This window comes from Streptomyces sp. MAI_2237, from assembly GCF_054189285.1.
On sequence record NZ_JAJPGQ010000009.1, the window covers coordinates 644,339 to 666,876 of the forward strand.

A 22,538-nucleotide genomic window follows, 5' to 3' on the forward strand; every position below is an offset into this window, starting at 1 on the left:
GGTTGGTCCACGGCACCCCCTCGCGCTAATGTTTGCCATGCGGCAATAATTGCCTGATGGCCTGCCGATCGGCGGGCCGCAGCGCCCGGCAGCAGGGAGACGATGCAGGTGGCGGAGCACGACACGGCCCCCGAGGCGGCCAAGGAACTGGGCGCCTTCCTGGAACGGCGCCGTGAACAGATCGCCCAGCGCTGGGCCGACGCCACCCTGTTCCGCACGGTCTTCACCGTCTCCCGGGACGAGGCGGTCGAAGCGTGCAAGGCCGTGGTGGACGCCCTCGCCGACGTGGCCCGCTCCGGACGGCTGGAGGACGTCGCGGCCCCCGGCTTCGACACCGTACGGGACCAGCTCGGCCGGATGGCCGGCTCCCGCGCCCAGGCCGGCTTCGACCCGGCACACGTCGACGGCGAGGTCGTCGGCCTGCGCGAGCCGGTGGCCGCCCTGCTGCGAGCCGAGTTCGGGCAGGTGGCGGACCCGGACGCCCATGCCCCCACCCTCGCCCTGGCGGTCCTCATGGGAACGCTCCGCCTGGTGGTGATGAACACGACCGTGCACGCGGGCCAGGAGCTGATCTCCCGCCAGCGCCTGCAGATGCTGGAGGTGGCGACACCCGTCATCAGCCTGTGGCGGGGCATCGTCGCCGTTCCGCTGATCGGCACCCTGGACAGCGCCCGCAGCCAGGTCGTGATGGAGACCCTGCTGGACGCGATCGTCGACCAGCGGGCCGCCCATGTCATCCTCGACATCACCGGCGTGCCGACGGTCGACTCGCTCGTTGCCCAGCACCTGATGAAGACGGTCGCCGCGGCACGGCTGATGGGCGCCGAGTGCATCATCTCCGGGATCCGCCCCGCCATCGCGCAGACCATCGTCCAGCTCGGCATCGACCTCGGGTCGATCCTCACGCGGGCCACGCTCGCCGACGCCCTGGCGCACGCCCTCGGCCGGCAGGACGTCCCCGTCCCGCCCCGACCGGTCGCCGTGGGAGCGAGCCCGCGGTGACCGGCTTCTCCGCCGCCCGGCCCGCGCCGGTGCCCGTACTGACGCTGGGGGACATCCTGCTGGTGACCCTGCAGGGGGACCTGCACGACGGGGCGGCCGAGCAACTCCAGCACGACATCCCGCACCGCATCGCCTCCAGCCCCGGGCCGGTGGGCGGCGTCGTGATCGACGTCTCCGGAGTGGACATCGTCGACTCCTTCCTCGGCCGCGTCCTGGCCGAGATCGCCGCGAACGCACGGCTGCTGGCCGCACGGACCGTCCTGGCCGGCTTGCGCCCCGCCGTGGCCATCACCCTGGTCGAGCTGGGCCTGACCCTTCCCGGTCTGGTCACCGCCCTGAACGTCGACGACGCCCTGGCCCGGCTGGGTCGCACGCCCGGCGCCGCCCCGCCCTCTCACCCGGAAGAGGGTGCGTGATGCATGCCCGAACCGCTTCGACCTCCCGCCTGCCCATCACCTCGGACTCCGACCTGGCCTGGGTCCGCCAGCACGTGCGCCAGGCCGCTGCCGAAGTCGGCTTCGACCTCGTCCAGCAGACGAAGCTGGTGACCGCCACCAGCGAACTCGCCCGCAACACCCTCGTCCACGGGGGCGGCGGCCACATGGAGGCCACGGTGCTCAGGGAAGGGGTGACCCGCGGAATCCGCCTGTCGTTCATCGACGGCGGCCCCGGCATCGCGGACCCCGAACTCGCCATGACCGACGGATACAGCACCGGCGGCGGGCTGGGCATGGGCCTCAGCGGCGCCAAGCGGCTGGTGGCCGAGTTCACCCTCGAAAGCCGTCCCGGGCAGGGCACCACCGTCACCGTCACCGACTGGGTCTCCGGCGTGCCCTCCCCCCGGACGGGTGCGCCATGAGCAGGGTGTGGGACATCCCGGTCGAGGACAGCACCAGGATCCGGGACGTACGCGTCGCCGCCGAAGCCGCCTGCGCCCACGCGGGACTGGACCCGCACGCCACCGCGGTGACCGCGCTGGTGGCCACCGAGCTGGCGAGCAACCTGGTCAAACACGCCGCCGGCGGCCGCATCATCGTCAACCTGACCGATCCCTCGGACACCCTCGCACCCGACGGCACCGGTGTGCAGATCACCTCGCTCGATCACGGGCCGGGCATCGAGAACGTCGAGGCCGCGCTGCGTGACGGCCACACCACCGCCGCCTCCTCCCTCGGCGCGGGCCTGGGCACCTGTCTGCGCATCGCCCACACCTTCGACCTGCACAGCCGCCCGGGGCAGGGCACCGTCGCGGTGGCGCGGATCGGCCGGGCGGGGGCGCCGCGCAGCGCTCACGCCGAGCCGCTCCGACCTCGTACGGGCGTCCGCGCCGGCGGGATCACCACCGCCCTGGCCCATGCCGAGCACTCCGGCGACGCCTTCAGCCGGGTGCGCTCCGGCTCGCGCCTCACCCTGCTGCTCTCCGACGGACTCGGCCACGGGCCCAAGGCCGCCGAGGCGTCCACCGCCGCGGTCGAGGGCCTTCGCCGGTGCGCGGACCGGCCGCCCGCCGAGATCCTGCGGCATCTGCACACCGCGCTGCGTGCCACCCGGGGCGCGGCGGTCGGCGTCGCCCAACTGGACGAGGACACGGGCCGGTTGTCGTTCGCGGGCGTCGGCAACATCGGCGCCGGGCTGCGCACCGAGACCACCTGGCAGTCCCTGCTCTCCCACCCCGGCATCGTCGGCGCGCACTTCCCCGCCACCGTGCCCGTGCACGAGAGCGACTGGGGGCCGGACAGCCTGCTCGTCCTGCACAGCGACGGACTGCCCAGCCGCTGGGTGCCCCCGGCGGACCCCCGCCTGGGCGACCACGACCCGGCCGCGGTGGCCGCGGTCGTCCTCCGGGACGCGGGGAGCGCCGCCCGGCCCCTGCGCGACGACACCAGCGTGGCCGTACTGGCTCCACGGCCGCGCGAGAGACGTCCATGACCGAGACCACGGACGTCCGGGAGATCGCGTCGGCCGCCGACGCGGCCCGGGCCCGCGCGGACGCCGACCGCATCGCCACCGACGGCGGAGCACCCGCACTGGAGCGTGCCCGCTTCCTCACCGCGCTGACGGCACGGTTGCGCCGCAGCCCAGGCCAGGGCGGGCAGTGGCGACTGCTGCTCCACGTCGAGCGGGAATCCGGTGGGGAAGGCGCACTCCTGTACGCGTCGCTGACCTCAGCCGGCTCGTGCGCACCGAATCCCGCCGAGACGCACACCCTCACCTGCCCGCTTCCTCGTCCACCCGCCCGTACCGGTCGCCGTGCCGCCCTGCCGTTGCCGGAGGCGCTGCTGCGCGCGGACGAGGACACCGCGGCCGTACTGAGCCTCCTGGACGCCCAGCAGATCCTCGTTCAGCTGCACGGCGAGGAACTGCACCAGACCAACCAGGGCGTTCTGGCGCTGCACTCCGACCTGGAGGCCGCGGCCCGCACCCAGCGCGAACTGCTCGAAGCCGAGCAGCGCGCACGCGCCGAGGCGGAACGGGCCCGGCGCCTGCTGACCTTCCTCGGTGACGCCAGCGCCGCCATCGCCTCCTCCCTCAGCCACACGGCCATCCTGCGCCGCCTGTCCGACCTGCTCGTGCCGGACTACGCCGACCATCTGGACGTCTGGCTCTTCGACGAGGAGAAGGACGCGTACGAGGGGTACGACGAGCACGCGCGCCCGGTTCGGGAGCACTCCGCGGCCGCGGTGGCCGCCGCTCGCACCGGCCGTCCCCAGCACGCGGCGGACCGCCCCGCGGCGCTGCCCGGCGTGGACGACCTCCCGCCGTCCGCCCTGTCCCCGCGGCGTCCGCTGCTGGCCGTCCCCCTCATGGCACACCGCCTGCTGGGCGTCCTCACCCTCACCGCGCCGGCATCCGGATTCGACGCGGACACCTGCGTGATGCTGCTCGAACTCGCCCGCCGCGTCGGCGTCGCCCTCGACCACGCCCACCACTACGAGCGCTACCGCGACACCGCCGAGGCACTCCAGCGCGCCCAGCTCACCGACCTGCCCGCCCCGCCCGGACTGGTGGCGGCCGCCCGCTACCTGCCGGCCACCTGGGGCATGAACATCGGCGGCGACTGGTACGACGCCTTCCTCCAGCCCGACGGCAGTCTGCTGGCCGCCATAGGAGACGTGACCGGCCACGGCCTGCGCGCCGCCGTCGTCATGGGCCAGCTGCGCACCGCCCTGCGCGCCTACGCCGTCGAGAACGCCACTCCCGGCGAGATCCTCACGCGCCTGCACCACATGCTCCGCCACCTGCAGCCGGAGCTCTACGCCACCGCGATGATCGCCCGCTTCCGGCCGGGCGATCCGCAGGTGCTCTGGGCGTCGGCCGGCCACCCGCCCGCCGTCGTGCGCGACGTCGACGGCGCCGTGCGCGTCCTGGACCACAAACCCGGCGTGATGCTCGGCATCCCCCTGCCCTGCGTGTACCCGGACCATCGCGTCGACCTGCCCCCCGGTTCCTCCCTGGTGCTGTACACCGACGGTCTGGTCGAACGGCGGGGCGAGGGCATCGATGCCGGTATCGACCGACTGTGCCGCGCGCTGGAGGCGGTGAGCACCTCCGAGCTGGAGCAGGACCCGGACGCCGCGGCAGACGCCCTGCTCAAGCCCCTCCTGCACGACTCCGAACGCGCCGACGACGTCTGCCTGCTGCTGTGCCACACCCTGCGGCCCACCGCGCCGACCCAGTACGCCGAGGCGGACCGGTCCCCCGTCCATCACGAACCCCCTGGGAACCGGTCCTGTCGCGGTAGCGTGGAGGACACCAGGCGAGAGGGTGAATGCCGTGACCGCACCTGAACAGCTGCCCTCGGCAGAGGCCCTGCTGCGGGCCGCCCCGCCCCACGCGCTGGTCGCCACCGCCCGCCGGCTGCTCGCCGAGCGGGTGGGCGCCCAGGAGGTCACCCTGCTGCTGGCCGACTACGGACTGACCGTCCTTCAGCCGGTCACCCACCTGCCGCACACCGACGCGCCCGTACCGGCCGACGAGGGGCCCGCGGGCAGCGCCTTCGTCAACCAGAAACCGGTCGTCGAAGTGCTGGACGAGCCGTCCGGCCAGGTGGTGCATCTGCCCATCACCGTGCGCGGCGACCGCATGGGCGTCCTCTCCGTACGGCTGCCCGCGCGCACCGTCGCCCCGGAAACCGTGCTCCAGCTCGGCGACTTCGCCACGGCACTGGGTCACGAGGTCACCACCGCCGGCCGCGACACCGACCTCTACCTCCAGGCCCGTCGCACCCGGCGCCTCACCCTCGCCGCCGAGATGCAGTGGCAGCTCCTGCCCGGCCGGGGCTGCTCCCGGCCGGAGTACGTCATCGGCGCGCACCTCGAACCCGCCTACGCGATCGGCGGCGACAACTTCGACTGGTCCACCAGCGCCGATCACCTCACCCTCACCGTCACCGACGGCATGGGCCAGGGCATAGACGCCTCCCTGCTCACCAATCTCACGGTCAGCGCCCTGCGCAACGCCCGCCGCGCGGGCATCGGCCTGTCCGACCAGGCGGCTCTGGCCGACCAGGCCGTCTTCGCCCAGTACGGCGGCAAGGCCTACGCCTCCACGCTGTTGCTGCACTTCGATCTGGACACCGGCACCGTGCACGCCGTGGACGCCGGCTCGCCGCAGCTGTTCCGCCAGCGCGGCGGGCACACCGAGCGCGTCGAACTCGACGCCCAGCTGCCGCTCGGCATGTTCGAGGAGACCCTCTACGAGGAGCAGACCTTCCACGTCGAGCCCGGCGACCGTCTCATCGCCGTCAGCAGCGGCGTGCACGGCACCCGCTCCGCGGCCGGCGACCTCTTCGGCGAACGGGTGCTGCGCCAGGTCCTGGGCGCCACCCGCAGCGCTGAGCCGCACGAAGCGGCACGCGCGGTCGTCGCCGGACTGATCGAGCACTACGGCAGCCGGGAACTGCTCTCGGACGCCGCCGTGGTCTGTCTCGACTGGCACGGCCGCCGCTGAGCCCCGCGCGTCACAGGCCGGGGCCGCCGGCCTCCTTCTCGGCACCTTCCTGAGCACTCCGGAACGCGCGCAGCCCCGCGCTCAGCGCGGTCCGCTCGCCGGGCGTCATGGCCGCGAGGGCCGCGGTGAGCGCCTGGGCCCTGCGCTCGGCCACCTCGCTCAGCACCTGCCTGCCGCGCGCCGTGAGGACCAGCTGCACCTCGCGCCGTTTGAGTGGGTGCAGCAGGCGCTCCAGCAGGCCGGCCGCCTCCAGCCGGTCGCACAGCCGGCTGGCGGTCGGCAGTCCTATGTCCATGCCCTCGGCCAACGTCGTGAGATTGAGCCCCGGCTCCGCCTCCAGGATCCGCAGGGCCCGCAACTGGTGCGGAGAGAGCCTCAGGCTGGCTCCCTGCGCGGCCACCGACCACAGATGCGCCAGACCGTCCACGGCATCGGCGATCTCCAGAGCAACCGACAGGGGCTCAGTCCCCCGTCCGCTCGTCTGGTCGTCCCCCGAGCCACTGAGACGAGTCACTCGCACATCACTTTCAGTAATTTCCTGGTTATACGGATACCATCCTCATTCAAACGCGGTACCCGAAGAACCGTCGAACAAGCACATCCCGGGCGGTGCCACTCCACCGGACCATCCCATTCGCACACGGTCTTCATACCGCCTCCCTGATCGCCCGGTGTCGAGCCTTGCCAACCGACCCGGATTCAAGCGGAACGAATGCATCCGCAAATAGGGCGAGCGCCGGGCGCCGCCCGCACGCGACGGATGGCGGGCGCATATGACGGGCGCGGCGGGCAGCCCTCGGACGGCATGGCTCGCGGACGCCGCCCACCGGCTGCGTGATCCCTCGCCCGCGCCCGTCGCGACGGCTCTCGGCTGGGGCACGGCCCCGCGCCTGTTCGAGTGGGTGCCTCCGTGGGCCGAACACCTGGCCCGCCGGGCGATGCTCGACGCCGCGAGCACGGCCTCGCCCTTTGCACCCGGACCGAGGAGTGCACGCGGACCTCGAACAGATCCGCTCGTACACCCGCGTCATCCGCCAGTGGGACCGGATGGCAACCCGCGCCGGTCTGCCGATGGCCTCACCTTCCTCGACGACCGCGTCATCGAGGCATGTCTCGCCGTACGTCCGGGCGAACGCGTCTCGCCCGGGCGCTACAAGCCCGTCCTGGGCGCCGCCATGTGCGGGATCGTGCCCGAGGAGTGCCTGCGGCGCAGCAACAAGGCGACGGCCTCCATGGACGTACGGACGCTGCTGGACGGGGGCGAGGAGACGGACGCGGACGCGGCCCTGCCCGGGGAGTTCGCCATCGACCGGGCCCAGGCCGTGGGGGACGTCGAAGCGCTCGTACAGGAGCTGCGCCGTTCCGGGCCGGCGTCATGACGACGCCCAGCGCGCTCGAACGGCCCGGTGCCGTCCCGCTTTCCCGGCGCCTGGCCGCTCGCCTCGTCCTGCTGCCCGCCGTCGTCCTCGCCCTGCTGCCTCCTCGCCCTATCCGCGCCGTCCTCGGCATCCTGTGTCGCGGCGCCGCACCCGCCACCACCGCCCGGGCCCAGGAGGCGCGCGACGCCATGTGCGCCGCCGGCCTGCGCTGCGCGGGCCCGAAGGGACGGGCGGCGCGGAGGGAACCGGGCCCGTCAGTGGCTCGGCACCGTCGCCTGGCGGGTGGACGGGGCGGCCTCGGGCCGGCCGTCGGTGCCGAGCGCCTGCAGGATCTCCTCGACGCTGTGCTTGGCATCGCCGAAGAGCATGCTGCTGTTCTCGCGGAAGAACAGCGGGTTCTGCACGCCCGCGTAGCCGGATGCCATGGAGCGCTTGAAGACGACGACCTGCTCCGCCTCCCAGACCCGCAGCACCGGCATACCGGCGATCGGGCTGCTGGGGTCGTCGGTCGCGGCCGGGTTGACGGTGTCGTTGGCACCGATGACCAGGACGACCGAGGTGTCGGCGAAGTCGTCGTTGATCTCGTCCATCTCCAGGACGATGTCGTAGGGCACCTTCGCCTCGGCGAGCAGCACGTTCATGTGCCCGGGCAGCCGCCCGGCGACCGGATGGACGCCGAAGCGGACCTCGACGCCCCGCTCGCGCAGACGCCGCGTCAACTCGGCGACCGGGTGCTGGGCCTGGGCGACGGCCATGCCGTAGCCGGGGGTGATGATCACCGAGCGGGCCTGGGCCAACATCTCGGCCGCCTCCGCGGCCCGCACCTCGCGGTGCTCGCCGTGCTCCTCCTCGCCGCCGGACGGGGCCTCGATACCGAAGCCGCCCGCGATGACGGAGAGGAAGGACCGGTTCATCGCCTTGCACATGATGTAGGACAGGTAGGCGCCGGAGGAGCCCACCAGCGCGCCGGTGACGATGAGCAGGTTGTTGTCGAGCAGGAAGCCGGCCGCGGCCGCCGCCCAGCCGGAGTAGCTGTTCAGCATGGAGACGACGACCGGCATGTCACCGCCGCCGATCGAGGCGACCAGGTGCCAGCCGAGAGCCAGCGCCAACGCGGTCACCGCGATCATCAGGGGCAGGTTCGGGCTGACGGTGAACCAGGCGGTCAGCGCGACGAACGCCACGAGTGCGCCGATGTTGAGCGCGTTCTTGCCCGGCAGCAGCAGGGGACGGGACTTGATGCGCGCCGAGAGCTTCAGGAAGGCGACGATCGAGCCGGTGAAGGTGACCGCGCCGATGAAGATGCCGATGAACACCTCGGCGTGGTGGATGCCCAGCAGGTCGGCGCCGATCTCGGTCTGCGCCGATCCGTGGGACTCCACCTCCAGATAGCTGTTCCAGCCCACCAGCACCGCGGCGAGGCCGACGAAGCTGTGCAGGACGGCGATCAGTTCGGGCATCTGCGTCATCTCGACGCGGCGGGCCCGCCACAGGCCCATGGCCGCGCCGAGCGCCATCGCCAGCACGATGAGCGCGACCGCTCCCGCGGTGATGCTCTGCGCCGCGACGACCACGGTGGCGACCAGGGCGAGGGCCATGCCGGCGATGCCGTAGACGACGCCGGCGCGGGAGGTGCGGTGCTGGGAGAGGCCGGCCAGGCTCAGGATGAACAGCAGGGCGGCGACCAGGTCGGCCGCGTGGGAGGCCGTCAGGGAGGTCATCTCGGCTCAGCCTTTCGAGAACATGGACAGCATGCGGCGGGTGACGGCGAAGCCTCCGAAAATGTTGACGCTCGTCAGCAGGATCGCCACGAAGGACAGCGTGGTGACGATCCGGCTCTCGTGGCCGATCTGCAGCAGGGCGCCGATCACGACGATCCCGGAGATCGCGTTGGTCACCGACATCAGCGGAGTGTGCAGCGCGTGGTGCACCTTGCCGATGACGTAGTAGCCGATCACCACCGCCAGTGCGAACACCGTGAAGTTCCCGGCGAGTTGGGCGGGCGCGAAAGCCACGAGCAGGAACATCGCGAGCATGCCGAGCCCGATCAGGCCGAAGCGCCACGCGGGCGTCATCCTGGACTGCTTGGGTTCGGGCGCCGCTGGGGCGGGTGCGGGCTGCGCGGCGGGCGCGGCCGAGACCGCGACGGGCGGAGGCGGCCAGGTGACGTCACCGTCGCGTACGACGGTCACGGCCCGCTGCACGACGTCGTCGAAGTCGATCGTCAGCTGCCCGTCCTTGTCGGGGGTGAGCAGCTTCAGCAGGTTCACCAGGTTGGTGCCGAACAACTGGGAGGCCTGGGCGGGGAGTCGGGAGGCGAGGTCGGTGTAACCGATGATGGTGACGCCGTTGTCGGTGACCACCGTCCGCCCCGCCACGGTGCCTTCGACGTTTCCGCCCATCGCGGCGGCCATGTCGACGACGACGCTGCCCGGCTTCATCACGGCCACGTCCTCGGCCGTCAGCAGGCGGGGCGCCGGACGGCCCGGGATCAGGGCCGTGGTGATGACGATGTCCACGTCCCCGGCCTGCTCGTGGTAGAGCGCGGCGGCGGCGCGGTCGTAGTCGGCGGAGGTCGCCTTGGCGTAGCCGTCGGTGCTCGCCTCCTGGGCGACCTCCACCGGCAGGTATTCGCCGCCCAGCGACTTCACCTGGTCGGCGACCTCCGGGCGCGGGTCGGTGGCGCGGACGACGGCGCCGAGGCTGGACGCGGCGCCGATCGCCGCGAGACCGGCCACGCCCGCGCCGGCCACCAGCACCTTGGCGGGCGGCACTTTGCCCGCCGCGGTGACCTGGCCGGTGAAGAACCGTCCGAATACGTGCGCCGCCTCGATGACCGCGCGGTACCCGGCGATGTTCGCCATCGACGACAGCACGTCCATCGACTGGGCCCGCGAGATGCGCGGCACCGCGTCCAGCGCCAGGGCGGTCACGCCGGCGTCCGCGAGTGCCTGGAGGAGTTCGGGTCTCTGCGCCGGGCTCAACAGGGCGACCACGGTCGCGCCCCTCCGCAACCGGTGGGTCTCCGCGTCCGAGGGGGCGTTCACCTTCAGGACGACGTCCGCGTCCCAGGCCTCGCCGATGCCCGCGCCGGCGTCGGCGTAGGCCTGGTCGTCGAAGCCGGAGGCCTCGCCGGCCCCGGACTCGACGACGACCTCGTAGCCGAGGCCCAGCAGCAGTCGTACCGTCGCCGGGGTCGCCGCGACCCGCGTCTCCCCGGAGACGGACTCGGCCACGACGCCGACGCGGCGCGGGGGATGGTGTGAGCGTTCTTGAGCAGACATGTCCTGTATCTCTCGTCAAAGGAGGGTGCGAAAGGGAGATCTGCGCTCGGGGGGTTACGTCGTCCTGCCCCGTGATCGCTGGAACCTAACCCGTCCGGCGAGCACCGGCCAACGTCAACAGACGGTGACTTGCTTCACCTTGCGCTCTCGGGAGAAAGAGATAGGACAACCGGAGAGCCGTCGTCCGACACCCTGTGACTACCGACACACCCCCCTCATACCTACTGGTCGGTATGCTGCCTCGAGCCGCACACGACAGGAGGCGCGATGCCCGCGACCAACCGCCAGATCCGCTTGGCCGCCCGTCCGACGGGCGATGTGAAAGCCGAGGACTGGGAGCACTGTTCCGCGCCCGTCGAAGAGCCCGGCCCCGGCCGCTTCGCGGGCCGCACGCGCTTCATCTCCCTCGACCCGGCGATGCGGGGCTGGCTGGACGACCGCCCCTCCTACCTGCCGCCCGTCGGCATCGGCGAGGTGATGCGCGCCGGGTCGGTCATCGAGGTCACCGCCTCGAACCACCCCGACTTCCAACCGGGCGACCACGTCGTGGGCACCTTCGGCGTGCAGGAGTACGTCGTCTCCGACGGCAAGGGCGCCCTGCGGATCGACACCTCCCTCGCGCCGCCCTCCACCTACCTCGGCGCCCTGGGCATGCCCGGTATGACCGCCTACTTCGGCCTGCTGGACGTCGGGGCCCTGAAGGACGGCGAGACCGTCGTGGTGTCCGGAGCGGCCGGAGCCGTCGGCACCATGGCCGGCCAGATCGCCAAGGCCAAGGGCTGCCGGGTCATCGGCATCGCCGGCGGCCCGCAGAAGTGCGCCCTGCTCGTCGACGAGCTCGGATTCGACGCGGCGATCGACTACCGCACCGAAGACGTCAGGAAGGCGCTGCGGCAGCACGCTCCCGACGGCATCGACGTCTACTTCGACAACGTGGGCGGAGACATCCTCGACGCGGCCCTGGCGCGGCTGGCGATGCACGGGCGCGTCGTGATCTGCGGAGCGATCAGCCAGTACAACAACAGCACCCCGGTGAAGGGACCCTCCAACTACCTCTCGCTGCTGGTGCGCAGGGCCCGCATGGAGGGCTTCGTCGTCTTCGACTACGCCAAGCGCTTCCCGCAGGCGGCGCAGGACATCTCCGCCTGGATCGGCACCGGCCGCGTCAAGGTCAAGGAACACGTGGTCAAGGGGACCGTGGACGACTTCCCCGAGGTCCTGCAAATGCTGTTCCGAGGGGAGAACGTCGGCAAGCTCGTCCTGGAGCTGGCCTGACTACAAGGCGGTCCAGCGAGGACCGCTGAGGGCACTCCGGTGGCTGCGCACCACGTCGGCGTACACCGTCGCGCTCGGCTTCGGGCGGCTCCGGAACGTCGTACGGTCCACCTCGTACAGGCCCAGCTGGGCGCCGTAGCCGAAGATCCACTCAAAGTTGTCCAGAAGCGTCCAGTGGCAGTAGCCGAGGACCGGCGTGCCCGCGCGCCGGCCTCGGCGACCAGCTCCCCAACGGCTGAGCACCGCCGGGCGCCCGCCCTGCCGTGCTGTGACGGGGCCGGGGCCCGGCCCCGTCACACCGGACGGTACGAATACGTACCATAGGTACGGAATGCCGATTCCGAGGCGAGGGAAAGCACGTATGACGTTCCCCTCCGACGCCGACGCCCTGTTCGGCCTCGACGCCCTCGGTGGTCCGGCGGCACCGGACAGGCCCGCCACGAGCACGCCCGCGAACGGCGCACTTTTTCACGCGTCCTCCGCCGCCCGGCATCTGCTGCCGGTGCGCACCGTCTACGCCGAGCCCGCGGCCGCCGCGTCACCCCGCGGCCGCGAGATCCTCGCGCGTTTCCCCGCCGCGGAGGTCGTCGAGGTCGCTTCGCACTGGCGCATCCCGGGACTGCACGGCAACGAGGACAACGTCGAGCGGTGGGTCCGCGTCAAGGGCGAGACGCTGGTCCTGGGCGAGCGCAAGACCCTGACGACCCGGCCCAACGGGCGCTCCGCCGACTTCATCGCTCCCGGCCCCTCCAACGGTTGCGCCATGGCCTGCGCCTACTGCTACGTGCCACGCCGCAAGGGGTACGCCAACCCGATCACCGTCTTCACCAACATCGACGGGATCATCACCCATCTGGGACGGCACATCGCGCGCCAGGGCCGCAAGAGGGAACCCAACCAGTGCGACGAGACGGCCTGGGTCTACGACATCGGCGAGAACGGCGACTGCTCGGTGGACGCGCTGATCTGCGACAACACCGCGGACCTGGTCACCGCCTTCCGTTCGTGGCCGACGGCCAAGGCGTCCTTCGCCACCAAGTTCGTCAACCCCGACCTGCTGGCGCTCGACCCGCGCGGACGCACCCGGATCCGCTTCTCGCTCATGCCCGCCGCCGAATCCCGGCTGCTGGATCTGCGCACCTCGCCGATGGCCGACCGCATCGGAGCCGCTGCCGCCTTCCTGGACGCCGGCTACGAGGTGCACTTCAACCTCTCCCCCGTCGTCCTGCGGCCCGGGTGGCGGAGCGACTGGAGCGAGCTCCTCCGTCACCTCGACGACGTCCTGCCCCACCGGGTCAAGCAGCAGGCCGCGGCCGAGGTGATCATGCTGACCCACAACCAGGAACTGCACCAGGTCAACCTCGGCTGGCACCCCCGCGCCGAGGACGTCCTGTGGCAGCCCGACCTGCAGCAGGGGAAACGCTCGCAGAACGGCGCCCACAACGTCCGCTACCGCAATCACGTCAAAGCGGACGCCCTTGAGGCCCTGCGGGAACTCATCACCGCCCACGCCCCCTGGTTGCGCGTGCGCTACGCCTTCTGACGTCCGTCAGGGTGCCGGGAAGGCGAGGCGTAGGTCGTAGCGGGCCTCGGCGCGGCGGAGGGCCGGCACCAGGCTGCGGCGCAGGGTGCGGATCTCGCGGGTGTGCGCTGGGAGGAACCGCGCCCGGAGTCGTTCCCGCGCGGGTTCCCGCACGGCTTCGACGGGACGCATGCAGGTGGCGTACGCACGGCCGAGCGTGCGGCTCTCGCGGGGCAGGTCGGCGGGGGCGGCGGTCTGCATGCGGGCGTCGGCGAGGGCGAAGAAGCCGTTCTCGTCGCGGACCCGGATGCCGTGTCCGGCGAGACAGCGCGGCAGCGTACGCAGCGCCTCGACGGTGGCGGAGTCGTGGCGCAGGGAGACGAGTTCGGCGAACCAGCGTTGCTGGAGCGGGGCGTACAGGTCGCGCAGGGCGTCGGCCGCGGCCTTCCCCTCGGCACCGCACGCACGCAGTACGGCGGGGCCGGCGGGCCGGGTCGCGGACGCGTCCGGCGTCGGGGCGGGCACGGCGGCGCTCTCGCTGGTGCCGTGGCGGGCGATGAAGTCCAGGTCGGGGATCTCGAAGAACCGTATGAACGCGAGCTGCACCCGCTGGGGCACGACGGCACCGTGTCGGGCGGCGCACGAGGCCGTGGCGGCCCGCGACACCTGCTGCACGAAGACGTCCAGCCCCTGGGTCCAGCGTGTCTCGGCGCCGGTCACCGGCAGGGCCATGCGGACGGGGTCGGCGGGCAGGGTGCGGCTGAGGCGGGCCGGGGTGACGGACGGCGCCGGACCATCGGCACCGGCCACGTCGGCCGAGTGCGGCGTGCGGCCGGTCGAGCAGGCGGTGAGCAGGACCGCGGCGACAGCGACCGCCGCGCGGATCGGGAGTCGCAGCCGGTGCGTCGGGCGGGCCATCCGGAACTGTCCTCTCCTTCGGCGGGCGGGGGTGCCTCGGCGCGTGCCCCGGCACCCCCGCGTGGCGACGGCGTGCTCAGTGGGTGATGTGGACCGTGTCGCCGCCGTCGTAGTAACTGGCCACCGTGAACGGGGTGTTGTCACGGACGTCGGTGCACAGCCAGTACGTGGAGTCGTTGACGCTGTGGCTGCCGTCGGAAGCCCAGACGTAGCCCTTGTTGCACGTGTTCCAGGCACCGCTGGAGTTGCGGAGCCGGCCGGCGTAACGGTCGCCGAGAGTGGACGTCGAATCGTCGGAGTAGGTGAGGTTGAGGTCGCCGCAGCTGCTGGTGGACGACTTGTAGCGGATCGTGCCGACGCCTTCGTAGGCACCCGTGGTCAGCGTCGAGGTCACGCAGGCCTGCGGTGCGGCCGACGCGGCGGGCGCGAAGGCCACGTAGGTCCCCGCGGAGGCGAGGGCGAGCGCGGCCGCGACGATGGCTCGTTTCATGGATCCCCCATCTGTGGTTGCCCGGGCGGAAAGGTCGGTCCGCCCGGCGGAAAGCCGTTCCTTGGCGGTACGCCGCACACGCTCGCAGAGGCGTGCCGAGCCCGGCCATCACCTTCGAAGGGGGTCGAAAGTCCTTGGCAGGACCTTGGAAGCCGCTACTCCGCCGCTACCGGTGGGGCTGCTGTGGTGACCGGGAAGGGGCAGGGCGGCCGGGTACGGGCGCCGCGTCACGGGCCTCTGGCTGGTATCCGGGACGGAGCAGCGCGGCGCCGAGGGGGGTGAGCGTGTGCAGCACAGTGTTGCGGTAGCGCCGGCTGGTCGTCAGACCCGCGTCGCGCAGCACGGACGTGTGGTGGGTGACGGTGGCGGGCGAGACGCCCAGGGACCGGGCCAGTTCGGAGGTCGTCGCGCCCAGCGCGAGCGCGCGCAGGGCGGCGGCGCGGGTCTTGCCCAGCAGCGCGACCAGGGAGGTGTCGGGCGGCCCTTCGGACACCGGTGACCGGGAGCGGAGCAGGGGGTAGACCAGCACCGGGGGCAGGCTGTCGTCGGCCAGGGCGATGGGCATCTGCCAGCAGAAGTAGGACGGGATCAGGCGCAGGCCGCGGCCACGGAGGTGGACGTCGCGGTCTTCGACGTAGTCGATGCGCAGCACCGGCGGGTCCCAGCGCACGGCGGGCGTCAGCCCGGCCAGCAGTCCGTCGATACCGGCGTCGAGGGTCTGGCGGGCCCGCAGGGCGTGCTCACCGGCTAGTCGGGCGCAGATGCGGTCGTGGTGCGGTGCGATGACGGCGTCGTGGTACGCGCCGAGCAGTTTCACGAACTCCTCGCGGGTATGGCGTTCGGGCAGCCTTTCGGCCCAGCCGGGGGCGCCGTTGACCTCGTCGAGCCGCCGCACCTCCTGTGCGATGCGGGCGGGCGGGGCGCCACGGATCGCCTCGAGACCTCGCTCCAGTCCGTCCGAGGACTCCAGCGGGGTCAGGAAGTCGGGAAAGTAACGGGCTCTGGGCACCACGGGGATGAGCAGTCTGCGGACGGCGGCGTCGAGTCCTCTGCCGACGAGGGCCTCGCGTGCGCTGCGGTACCAGTCCGCGTACGCCCATCGTCCGCGCGTCGTCTGGAAGCGGTGCAGGCTGCCGACGATCTCCCAGAGGGGGTCGGGGGCCCTCGTCAACCGGATGCGCGCGAAGTCCTCGGGGGCGAAGTGAATGCGCAGCATGAGCCTGTCCCTCTCACCCGTCGGCTGTCACCCTCCTCACCGAAGCAGCCTCGCGACGCCGGCCACAGAAGGCAACGCGCCTATTCGGACGCCGCCCGCCGTCACAGCCGGTGTCGGCGCCGGGTCCCCTCGTGCACGGCGCCGACCGCGCCGCTGCGCCTGTCACTGCTGTGCCGACGTCCCGAGGGGCGGGGTGTCGCCCGCGTGCAGGTGCTGTCTCAGCCACTGCTCGGTGGCGCTCACGTGCAGCAGGGCCGCGGCCTGGCTGAGGGCGGGGTCGCGGGAGGACAGGGCGTTGAAGATCGCCTCGTGTTCGGCGAGGGTGCGTCCCGCGGCCCGGGAGTCGACCAGGCCCCGCCAGATGCGGGCGCGCAGGGTCCGGCCGGATATGCCTTCCAGCAGGGTGAGAAGGGTTTCGTTGCCCGTGGCCGAGATGACGGCGCGATGGAACGCGGCGTCATGGGCGTTGAGCTGCTCCACGTCGTCGCGGGCCTCGCGCATGGCGTTCAAGTGCCGCTCGATGTCGGCGAGTTGATCGTCGGAGATCCGGGTGGCGGCCAGCGCTGTGGCGATCGGTTCGAGGAGCCGCCGCACCTCCATCAGGTCCCGCAGCGCGACCGAGTCGCCCTGCAGCAGCTCCACCGCACCGCCGAGCCCTTCCAGGAGCAGACTCGGCTGCAGACTGGTCACATACGTGCCGTCGCCCCGCCGAACCTCCAGGACTCGGGCCACGGCGAGCGCCTTGACCGCTTCACGGGCCAGGTTGCGGGACAGCCCCAGTTGAGCGGCGAGGTCCGGTTCCGGCGGGAGCTTCGACCCCGGGGGCAGGGCACCGGTCCGGATCAATTCACGTATCTGCTCGATGGCCTTGTCCGTCAGAGACACCGCGCTCCCCTCCCGCCCTGCAGGCACATCCTGATCACGGAGTTCAGCGTCGCACCTGTTCGATCACCCCGGGGGCGGTATCCGCCTCGTCAGCGCTCGATTTACCACCTACCCCTCCGAATGTTTCGGTGATCAAGCCGAATCATGCGAGAGGTATTGACGCGGTCGAGCAGGCTTCTATCATCCAGTTTGCTCGATGAGTCGATCCACGTTCGATATTGCGAACAGAATACCTCGCGCCGACCGCCTCACCTCCGGCACCGACAAGGGATCACACAGGGAGTGCTGCGTCCATGGATCTGTCATGTCCTCATCAGTCGATGCCGCGTCGTCGGGCACTGGCCCTCACCACCGGCCTGGTCACCGGCATGGCCCTTCCGCTCTCCGGCGCCTCCCGCGCGTCCGCCTCCACCTCGGCGAGCGCTGCCGCGTCGTACACGAACCCGGTGATATGGCAGGACTTCGCGGACATCGACGTCATCCGCGTCGGCGGCACCTACTACGCCTCGGCCTCGACGATGCACTACTCGCCGGGCGCACCCGTCCTGCGCTCGTACGACCTGATGAACTGGGAGATCGCAGGTCACTCTGTGCCCAGACTGGACTTCGGCGCCAAGTACGACCTGAACGGCGCCCGGGGCTACGTGCGGGGCGTCTGGGCGTCGTCACTGGCCTACCGCCCGAGCAACAGGACGTTCTACTGGCTCGGCCAGATCGACTTCGCCAAGACCTACCTCTACACCGCCACCGCCGTCGAGGGTCCCTGGAACCGCCTGACCACGATCAGCACCCCGTACTACGACGCGGGTCTGCTCGTCGACACCGACGACTCCCTGTACGTGGCGTACGGCAACACCACCATCAGCGTGGCCCAGTTGTCGCCCGACGGCCGCAATCAGGTCCGCACGCAGCAGGTGTTCACCACGCCGTCCAGCGTCGGCACCCTCGAGGGCTCCCGCTTCTACAAGATCGACGGGCAGTACTACATCTTCGTGACCCGCCCCGCCAACGGCCAGTACATCCTGAAGTCGTCGAGCGGCCCCTTCGGTCCGTACACGATGCGGCAGGTCCTCCTGGACCTGCGAGGGCCGATCCCCGGCGGCGGCGTGCCGCACCAGGGCGGGCTCGTGCGGACACAGGGCGGCGCCTGGTACTACATGGCCTTCGTGGACGCCTACCCCGGCGGCCGGATGCCCGTCCTCGCGCCGATCACCTGGACCGCCGACGGCTGGCCACAGGTCCAACTCGTCGACGGCGCCTGGGGAACCTCCTACCCCGGGCCGGCCGTGCCCGCCCCACCCCGCCGGCTCACCCCCATGACCGGCGTGGACACCTTCGACGGCACGACCCTGGGGCCGGCCTGGGAATGGAACCACAACCCGGACGACACCAAGTGGTCCGTGGGCAACGGCCTGACCCTGCGCACCGCGACCGTCACCAATGACCTGTACTGGGCGCGCAACACGCTCACGCACCGCATCCAGGGTCCCACCTCCACGGCCACGGTCCAGATCGACCACTCGGCGATGCGGGACGGCGACCGGGCCGGGCTCGCGCTGCTGCGCGACTCCTCCGCGTGGATCGGCCTCAAGCGCGACGGCGGGGTGACCCGGCTGGCGATGACCGGCGGACTGACCATGGACGGCAACTGGAACACCACCGGCACCGGCACCGAACTCGCGAGCACCGCCGTCTCAGGAGACCGCGTCTGGCTGCGCGCGACCGCCGACATCCGCCCCGGCTCGGCCCGCCCCGGAACCTTCTCCTACAGCACCGACGGCAGCACCTTCATCCGGCTCGGGCCCGCGTTCTCGATGGGCAACGACTGGCGCTTCTTCATGGGATACCGATTCGCCCTGTTCAACCACGCCACGCAGACGCTCGGCGGCGCGGTCCGCGTCCTGCGGTTCGAGCTGTCGACGCCCTGATCCCGTCCGATCCGACGCACCACGCAACCCCCCACCCGACCGTACGAGGAGAAACATGAACCCGCTGAAACGGCTCGGCCGTCGCCACGCCTCGGTGTTGTCCTTGCTGGCCCTGGCCGCCGTGGTCACCCCGGGCGCCGCGAGCGCCACCCCCGACGCCCCCGACGCCCTTCGGGCCTCCACTCTCGGCGCCCAAGCCGCCCAGTCCGGCCGCTACTTCGGCACCGCCGTGGCCGCCGGAAGGCTGGGCGACTCCACGTACTCCGGCATCCTGGACCGCGAGTTCAACATGATCACGCCCGAGAACGAGATGAAGTGGGACACCACCGAACGCTCCCGCGGCAGCTTCAACTTCGGACCGGCCGACCAGATCGTCAGCCACGCCGCCGCGCACGGCCAGCGCATGCGCGGCCACACCCTGGTCTGGCACTCCCAACTGCCCAGCTGGGTCAGCTCCATCACCGACGCGAACACCCTGCGCAGCGTGATGAACAACCACATCACCACCGAGATGAACCACTTCAAGGGCAGGATCTACGCCTGGGACGTGGTCAACGAGGCCTTCGCCGACGGCGGCAGCGGCCAGCACCGCTCCTCGGTCTTCCAGAACGTGCTCGGCAACGGCTTCATCGAGGAAGCCTTCCGCGCCGCACGGAACGCCGACCCCGCCGCCAAGCTCTGCTACAACGACTACAACATCGAGAACTGGTCCGACGCCAAGACCCAGGGCGTCTACCGCATGGTCCGCGACTTCAAGTCCCGCGGCGTGCCCATCGACTGCGTCGGCTTCCAGTCCCACTTCGGCACCGGCGGACCGCCCGCCTCCTTCCAGACCACCCTGTCCAACTTCGCCGCCCTCGGCGTCGACGTCCAGATCACCGAACTCGACATCGCCCAGGCCTCACCCTCCGCCTACACCAACACCGTCAAGGCCTGCATGAACACGGCCCGCTGCACCGGCATCACCGTCTGGGGCATCCGCGACAGCGACTCCTGGCGCAGCGGCGACAACCCCCTCCTGTTCGCCTCCAACGGCAGCAAGAAACCCGCCTACAACGCCGCGCTGACCGCGCTGGGCGGCACTCCGGCGGCCGCCGCCCGCACCTCCGGCTGAGGCTGAAAGGGGAGCACGACATCCGCTCGATCGGGGAGCGAACATTCGGGAACAATTCGCCATGGTCCGCCACCCCTTCCGCCTGGTGCATATCTCTACCAGCATGAATGTGCCGGGCCTGGCCGCCCCGGCTGCGTGGAGGACGTCCGCCCGCGTGCGCGGGCAGAGAAACCCGGAGGACAACCATGCGGACCGCCATGCGGCAGGCCACGGAGTGGCTCGCGGCCGCTGCCACAGACCCACGCGAGTGCAAGCGCCAGTGGCACGACGAGTTGGGCATCGCGGTTCTGGCCTGCGGCCGGTTCTGGGACGTACTGAGCGTGCCGGAGGAACTGGCCATGCCGGCGCTGGACGCTCTGCTGAGCATCCCGCAGCCACCCGGCCCGGCACTGGAGGACGCCTGCGCCCGCCGGGTGGCCTTCTTCCTGCCGCCCGACCCGGCGGGCCGCTGGATCGGTTCGGGCATCCGCTATTCGGGCAAGGGCGCCTGGATCGCGGTGCCCGCGCCGAACCGCACCGTCGGGCGTCTGCGCTGGCTGGTCCCGCCCAACGGCACCGGCGCGCTCTTCGTGCCGGCCGCGGTGGAACTGGCCCTGCAACTGGCCCTCGGACGGCTCTCCGCGCAAGCCCGCACGAGACGCAGATGCCCCACGTGCGGAGCGCCGGCGGCCGAAGGCCGTCTCCCCTCCGACCCGGCCGTCGCACGCAGCCAGGCCGCGACGCGGGCCGGGGCAGCGCCCTGACCTCGTGGCCGTCCGGCGGTGTCAGCCTGCCGGCAGCTTGTCGGTACGATGCCTGGCCGGCAGCTCGGCGGCGCGTTCCCAGCGGCCCGCGCGCGGCGGCCCGGGGAACTGCGCCGTGACCGTGGGACTGATGGCCGTGAGCAGCATCCACCGGGGGTCCCGGACCCCCGGGACCGTGCGGTCGCGTGCCCGCCACTCCCTGAGCAGCGCGGCGTAGACCGGCGGATCCTCCTGCGGCGCCGCGGTCTGTGTGCCGTAGGACGTCTGCTCTTCCTCGGCCTCTGGGGCGAGGGCTCCGGTGGTCACGGTGCGGTCCATGTTGAGGCAACGCGCCTGCGCGCAAAGTGGTGCGTCTTCGTTCGGGTATGGCCCCATCGGATGAGTGTGCGTCCCTCGTCAGGGGCCATGTGCTTGTCGGACGAGATCCTTGTCGCGGTGGCCGGACCTACCCGGACGTGTGCCACCGCTGGTTCGTGCCGCCCGTGCAGCTCCACACCTGGATCTTCGTCCCGTTCGCGGTCGCCTGGCCACTGGCGTCCAGGCACAGGCCCGACCCGGCGGCCGTGATCGTGCCGTCGGGATTGACGTTCCACTGCTGGTCCGCCTGACCGCTGCAGTCCCAGATCGCGGCGGGGGTGCCGCTGCCCGGGGACTGGCCGACGCCCAGGCACTTGTTGCCGTAGACGACGAGCTGTTTCCCGGTCGTGTAGGTCCAGCGTTGGTTGGAGCCTCCGTTGCAGTCCCACAGCTGGGCCTGCGTGCCGTTGGCCGTCGTGGAGTTGTTGATGTCGAGGCAGCGTCCCGACTGGTCGCCGACGATCTCCTGGTTGCCGGCGGGCGGCGGCGGCTGGTTGGAGCCGAACTGGGTGAAGAACTGCCACACCGCCGCCGAAGTCCAGGTGCGCCAGCCGTCACCGGTGGAGCCGTCGATGGGGCCCGGGTCGTGGCCCGCTCCGTCGAACGCGGCCCAGACGACGGGGTATCCCGACTTGCATCCCGAGTAGGCGGTGATGATGTGGGTCAGGCTCCCGTTGGCCGGCTCGGGCGGGTTCTGCGGGGTGCAGCCGTTCGCCCGGACGAAGGTGTCGCGCAGTTGCCGCCCCGAGGAGATGGGCAGCACGTTGTCCCGGATGCCGTGCAGGCCCATGTAGGCGATGGGCTGGTTGCCGCCGTTGCAGCCGCTGAGGTTCGCGCCGGAGTAGACGGCGACCGCGCGGAAGACCGTCGCCCGGGAGCAGGCAAGGGCGTAGGACATGGCACCGCCGTAACTGAAGCCGGCGGCGAACAACTGGGTGGTGTCCACGCACAGTCCGGCCTCGATCTGGCTGACCATGGCGTCGACGAAGGCGATGTCCTGGCCGCCGGAGTTGGCCCAGCCGTTGCCGATGCCCTGCGGGCCAACGAAGATCGTGCCGTTGCCGGCGCTGTCGGCCAGGCGGCGCAGGCCGTAGTAGGACCAGTTGTATCCGTCGGTGCCGCCCGAGTCGACGTCGCCCGCCGTGCCGCCCCGCCAGTGGAAGCCGAAGATCAGACGGTAGGGGTGGTTGCTGTCGTAGCCGGCCGGGACGCGCAGGATGTAACTGCGTGTCTGGCCGCCGCTCTGCAGGGTGTGGGTACCGCTCGTCAGGGCCGGGGCCTTGCCGCAGCCGGCGGTCGCCGAGACGGAGGCGGTGCTCCTGGCCGGCGCGGCCGCCCCGAGGCCGCTGCCGAACGAGGTACCTGGGGCCGAGAAGATCAGCAGTATCGCGGCCACGACGGCCGTGAACAGTGGTTTGCGTTTCATGCACTCCTACTTCCGTGGTCGGAGGATGAGCAGGGCGCGTCCGTCGGCG

General features: G+C 71.6%; 20 protein-coding genes and 2 pseudogenes. 12 read left to right on the forward strand and 10 right to left on the reverse strand.

Translation table 11 applies throughout. From position 1 onward, the window contains the following. Positions 1–102 precede the first annotated feature (102 nt). From LN251_RS38330 to LN251_RS38355, 6 genes are read left to right on the forward strand one after another with little or no spacing between them, the layout of a single operon-like run. Positions 103–1,002, forward strand: a complete 900-nt coding sequence (locus LN251_RS38330) for an STAS domain-containing protein (protein ID WP_458248767.1) — start codon at positions 103–105, stop codon at positions 1,000–1,002. Continuing rightward, positions 999–1,418 carry an STAS domain-containing protein gene (locus tag LN251_RS38335; protein WP_458248768.1) on the forward strand — a complete coding sequence of 140 codons (420 nt, stop codon included), beginning with the start codon at positions 999–1,001 and terminating at the stop codon, positions 1,416–1,418. The genes LN251_RS38330 and LN251_RS38335 overlap by 4 nt, the downstream gene beginning before the upstream one ends. Next, entirely contained in the window at positions 1,418–1,861 is a 444-nt protein-coding gene (locus LN251_RS38340; RefSeq protein WP_458248769.1) for an anti-sigma regulatory factor, read from the forward strand. The genes LN251_RS38335 and LN251_RS38340 overlap by 1 nt, the downstream gene beginning before the upstream one ends. Then, positions 1,858–2,931, forward strand: coding sequence for a SpoIIE family protein phosphatase (locus LN251_RS38345; protein WP_458248770.1), 1,074 nt, complete (start codon positions 1,858–1,860; stop codon positions 2,929–2,931). The genes LN251_RS38340 and LN251_RS38345 overlap by 4 nt, the downstream gene beginning before the upstream one ends. Then, a complete protein-coding gene (locus LN251_RS38350) occupies positions 2,928–4,790 on the forward strand; it encodes a PP2C family protein-serine/threonine phosphatase (RefSeq protein WP_458248771.1) in 1,863 nt (620 codons plus the stop codon). The genes LN251_RS38345 and LN251_RS38350 overlap by 4 nt, the downstream gene beginning before the upstream one ends. After that, positions 4,768–5,952: a PP2C family protein-serine/threonine phosphatase gene (locus LN251_RS38355; protein WP_458248772.1), complete on the forward strand. Its 1,185-nt coding sequence runs from the start codon at positions 4,768–4,770 to the stop codon at positions 5,950–5,952. Before LN251_RS38350 ends, LN251_RS38355 begins: the two co-directional genes overlap by 23 nt. 10 nt (positions 5,953–5,962) lie before the next feature. Here LN251_RS38355 and LN251_RS38360 read toward each other — a convergent pair whose 3' ends face one another. Continuing rightward, the gene (locus tag LN251_RS38360; RefSeq protein ID WP_458248773.1) at positions 5,963–6,466 is read right to left on the reverse strand and encodes a MarR family winged helix-turn-helix transcriptional regulator; all 504 of its coding nucleotides are present in this window, start codon (positions 6,464–6,466) and stop codon (positions 5,963–5,965) included. Positions 6,467–6,758: 292 nt separating this feature from the next. On the opposite strand from LN251_RS38360, the pseudogene LN251_RS38365 reads away from it, so the two are divergent. Then, positions 6,759–7,313: pseudogene (locus LN251_RS38365) on the forward strand (asparagine synthase-related protein); the annotation flags it as partial. 272 nt (positions 7,314–7,585) lie between these two features. Here LN251_RS38365 and pntB read toward each other — a convergent pair. Together pntB and LN251_RS38375 are read right to left on the reverse strand one after the other, a co-directional pair. Beyond that, positions 7,586–9,052 (reverse strand): Re/Si-specific NAD(P)(+) transhydrogenase subunit beta, encoded by a 1,467-nt coding sequence (gene pntB, locus LN251_RS38370; protein WP_458248774.1) that lies wholly within the window; start codon positions 9,050–9,052, stop codon positions 7,586–7,588. 6 nt (positions 9,053–9,058) lie between these two features. After that, positions 9,059–10,615 (reverse strand): Re/Si-specific NAD(P)(+) transhydrogenase subunit alpha, encoded by a 1,557-nt coding sequence (locus tag LN251_RS38375; protein ID WP_458248775.1) that lies wholly within the window; start codon positions 10,613–10,615, stop codon positions 9,059–9,061. A gap of 267 nt (positions 10,616–10,882) precedes the next feature. Here LN251_RS38375 and LN251_RS38380 point away from each other — a divergent pair, with 267 nt between their 5' ends. Then, on the forward strand, positions 10,883–11,890 hold the full coding sequence (locus LN251_RS38380; RefSeq protein WP_458248776.1) for an NADP-dependent oxidoreductase: 1,008 nt from the start codon (positions 10,883–10,885) through the stop codon (positions 11,888–11,890). Here the strand turns inward: LN251_RS38380 and LN251_RS38385 are convergent, their stop codons facing one another. Next, the gene (locus LN251_RS38385) at positions 11,891–12,133 is read right to left on the reverse strand and encodes a family 1 glycosylhydrolase (protein WP_458248777.1); all 243 of its coding nucleotides are present in this window, start codon (positions 12,131–12,133) and stop codon (positions 11,891–11,893) included. A 118-nt stretch (positions 12,134–12,251) separates the two neighbouring features. Here LN251_RS38385 and LN251_RS38390 point away from each other — a divergent pair, with 118 nt between their 5' ends. Next, positions 12,252–13,433 (forward strand): spore photoproduct lyase family protein, encoded by a 1,182-nt coding sequence (locus LN251_RS38390; RefSeq protein ID WP_458248778.1) that lies wholly within the window; start codon positions 12,252–12,254, stop codon positions 13,431–13,433. A 6-nt stretch (positions 13,434–13,439) separates the two neighbouring features. Here the strand turns inward: LN251_RS38390 and LN251_RS38395 are convergent, their stop codons facing one another. The 4 genes from LN251_RS38395 to LN251_RS38410 form a co-directional block, all read right to left on the reverse strand. Further along, on the reverse strand, positions 13,440–14,330 hold the full coding sequence (locus LN251_RS38395) for a hypothetical protein (protein WP_458248779.1): 891 nt from the start codon (positions 14,328–14,330) through the stop codon (positions 13,440–13,442). 76 nt (positions 14,331–14,406) lie between these two features. Then, positions 14,407–14,820, reverse strand: coding sequence for a hypothetical protein (locus tag LN251_RS38400; protein ID WP_058921121.1), 414 nt, complete (start codon positions 14,818–14,820; stop codon positions 14,407–14,409). A gap of 166 nt (positions 14,821–14,986) precedes the next feature. Next, positions 14,987–16,036, reverse strand: a complete 1,050-nt coding sequence (locus tag LN251_RS38405; protein WP_458248780.1) for a helix-turn-helix domain-containing protein — start codon at positions 16,034–16,036, stop codon at positions 14,987–14,989. A gap of 162 nt (positions 16,037–16,198) precedes the next feature. Then, entirely contained in the window at positions 16,199–16,921 is a 723-nt protein-coding gene (locus tag LN251_RS38410) for a FadR/GntR family transcriptional regulator (protein WP_458248781.1), read from the reverse strand. Positions 16,922–17,241: 320 nt separating this feature from the next. On the opposite strand from LN251_RS38410, the gene LN251_RS38415 reads away from it, so the two are divergent. From LN251_RS38415 to LN251_RS38425, 3 genes and pseudogenes are all read left to right on the forward strand, one after another. Then, entirely contained in the window at positions 17,242–18,849 is a 1,608-nt protein-coding gene (locus tag LN251_RS38415; RefSeq protein ID WP_458248782.1) for a glycoside hydrolase family 43 protein, read from the forward strand. Between the two features lie 55 nt (positions 18,850–18,904). Further along, positions 18,905–19,954 (forward strand): annotated as a pseudogene (locus tag LN251_RS38420) (endo-1,4-beta-xylanase); the annotation flags it as partial. Between the two features lie 194 nt (positions 19,955–20,148). Continuing rightward, entirely contained in the window at positions 20,149–20,706 is a 558-nt protein-coding gene (locus LN251_RS38425) for a hypothetical protein (RefSeq protein ID WP_458248783.1), read from the forward strand. 21 nt (positions 20,707–20,727) lie between these two features. Here LN251_RS38425 and LN251_RS38430 read toward each other — a convergent pair whose 3' ends face one another. Further along, entirely contained in the window at positions 20,728–21,012 is a 285-nt protein-coding gene (locus LN251_RS38430) for a hypothetical protein (protein WP_458248784.1), read from the reverse strand. 139 nt (positions 21,013–21,151) lie between these two features. Further along, positions 21,152–22,489 (reverse strand): ricin-type beta-trefoil lectin domain protein, encoded by a 1,338-nt coding sequence (locus LN251_RS38435; protein WP_458248785.1) that lies wholly within the window; start codon positions 22,487–22,489, stop codon positions 21,152–21,154. Positions 22,490–22,538: the final 49 nt, after the last annotated feature.

What these genes read in the sequence shown, in the direction of transcription:
- LN251_RS38330 (WP_458248767.1), top strand. Translation starts at nt 103, where the DNA reads ATGCAGGTGGCGGAGCACGACACGGCCCCCGAGGCGGCCAAGGAACTG.
- LN251_RS38340 (WP_458248769.1), top strand. Translation starts at nt 1,418, where the DNA reads ATGCATGCCCGAACCGCTTCGACCTCCCGCCTGCCCATCACCTCGGAC.
- LN251_RS38395 (WP_458248779.1), bottom strand. Translation starts at nt 14,330, where the DNA reads ATGGCCCGCCCGACGCACCGGCTGCGACTCCCGATCCGCGCGGCGGTC.
- LN251_RS38390 (WP_458248778.1), top strand. Translation starts at nt 12,252, where the DNA reads ATGACGTTCCCCTCCGACGCCGACGCCCTGTTCGGCCTCGACGCCCTC.
- LN251_RS38375 (WP_458248775.1), bottom strand. Translation starts at nt 10,615, where the DNA reads ATGTCTGCTCAAGAACGCTCACACCATCCCCCGCGCCGCGTCGGCGTC.
- LN251_RS38435 (WP_458248785.1), bottom strand. Translation starts at nt 22,489, where the DNA reads ATGAAACGCAAACCACTGTTCACGGCCGTCGTGGCCGCGATACTGCTG.
- LN251_RS38400 (WP_058921121.1), bottom strand. Translation starts at nt 14,820, where the DNA reads ATGAAACGAGCCATCGTCGCGGCCGCGCTCGCCCTCGCCTCCGCGGGG.
- LN251_RS38415 (WP_458248782.1), top strand. Translation starts at nt 17,242, where the DNA reads ATGCCGCGTCGTCGGGCACTGGCCCTCACCACCGGCCTGGTCACCGGC.
- LN251_RS38350 (WP_458248771.1), top strand. Translation starts at nt 2,928, where the DNA reads ATGACCGAGACCACGGACGTCCGGGAGATCGCGTCGGCCGCCGACGCG.
- LN251_RS38405 (WP_458248780.1), bottom strand. Translation starts at nt 16,036, where the DNA reads ATGCTGCGCATTCACTTCGCCCCCGAGGACTTCGCGCGCATCCGGTTG.
- pntB (WP_458248774.1), bottom strand. Translation starts at nt 9,052, where the DNA reads ATGACCTCCCTGACGGCCTCCCACGCGGCCGACCTGGTCGCCGCCCTG.
- LN251_RS38345 (WP_458248770.1), top strand. Translation starts at nt 1,858, where the DNA reads ATGAGCAGGGTGTGGGACATCCCGGTCGAGGACAGCACCAGGATCCGG.
- LN251_RS38425 (WP_458248783.1), top strand. Translation starts at nt 20,149, where the DNA reads ATGCGGACCGCCATGCGGCAGGCCACGGAGTGGCTCGCGGCCGCTGCC.
- LN251_RS38380 (WP_458248776.1), top strand. Translation starts at nt 10,883, where the DNA reads ATGCCCGCGACCAACCGCCAGATCCGCTTGGCCGCCCGTCCGACGGGC.